Origin of the sequence: Streptomyces sp. NPDC006365 (assembly GCF_042870755.1) — a bacterium.
GTDB lineage: Bacteria > Actinomycetota > Actinomycetes > Streptomycetales > Streptomycetaceae > Streptomyces > Streptomyces xiangluensis.
Window position 1 is genome coordinate 1 of record NZ_JBIAHS010000054.1, and the last position, 1,126, is coordinate 1,126.

Annotated in this window: 1 protein-coding gene; it reads left to right on the top strand. The window is 64.7% G+C overall.

Annotation, left to right across the window (positions count from 1 at the left end; translation table 11 throughout):
* Nucleotides 1–263: 263 nt before the first annotated feature.
* Complete coding sequence (locus ACFYO0_RS46470; RefSeq protein ID WP_388688536.1) at nucleotides 264–1,088, top strand: IS5 family transposase; 825 nt, start codon at nucleotides 264–266, stop codon at nucleotides 1,086–1,088.
* Nucleotides 1,089–1,126 lie beyond the last annotated feature (38 nt).

Below are 1,126 nucleotides of genomic sequence, written 5' to 3' on the forward strand. Positions count from 1 at the left end.
CGTCTAAGTGAGCGTTTGGTTCGCCTATCGAATAGTTCATGACGATTTTCAGCGGCCAGACACGAACACCGAACCAAGTGAAACGCCGGAAAAACGGCTTCTGCGGCAGTCGGCAGACCAGTAATGCGCCGGGTTCCTTGACAAAGCTCCTGTCTCATTTAAAAACCCACCGGTTCACGCGAGATTGAGAACACACGCCCCGGTGCACCCAACGCCCCGCACACGCCCTGCTCAGGCCGGCCGCCACCGCATACCCAGGCATCATGCAGCCCTCACGGCCCTACCCCAGCGACCTGTCCGACGCCCGCTGGGAACTCATCCGCCCCACCCTCGAAGCCTGGCGCCAGGCCCGCAACGGCATCCGCAAACCCACCCACGACCTGCGCGCCCTGATGAACGCCATCCTCTACGTCGACCGCACCGGCATCCCCTGGCGCTACCTGCCCCACGACTTCCCACCCCACCAGACCGTCTACGGCTACTTCGCCCACTGGGAAGCCGACGGCATCTTCGACCAGCTCACCGGCCTCTTACGCGGCAAAGTCCGCCAGGCCGAAGGCCGCACCAGCGAGCCCAGCGCCTGCCTGATCGACAGCCAGAGCATCAAAACCTCCGCCACGGTCCACCTGACCAGCCAAGGCATCGACCCCGCCAAGAAAATCACCGGACGCAAGCGGCACATCGTCACCGACACGCTCGGCCTCCTGCTGGCCGTCGCCGTCACCGCCGCCAGCGTCCACGACTCCGCCGCCGGCACCCAACTCCTCACCAAAGTCCGCGAGCGCCACCCCGCCATCACCAAAGCCTGGGCCGACAACGGCTACAAGACCAAAGCCGTCGAACACGCCGCCCACCTCGGCATCGACCTCGAAATCGTCCAACGCGACCCAACCACCCGCGGCTTCCACGTCCAACCCCGCCGCTGGGTCATCGAACGCACCCTCGGCTGGCTCATGCACCACCGCCGCCTGGCCCGCGACTACGAAACCCACCCCCACCGCTCAGCCGCCATGATCCAACTCGCCGCCATCAACCTCATGACCCGCCGCCTCACCCACGAAAACACCACCAACTGGCGTGACAGCTAAGCCAAATGAAACGGACAACCGAGAACCAAACGCTCACT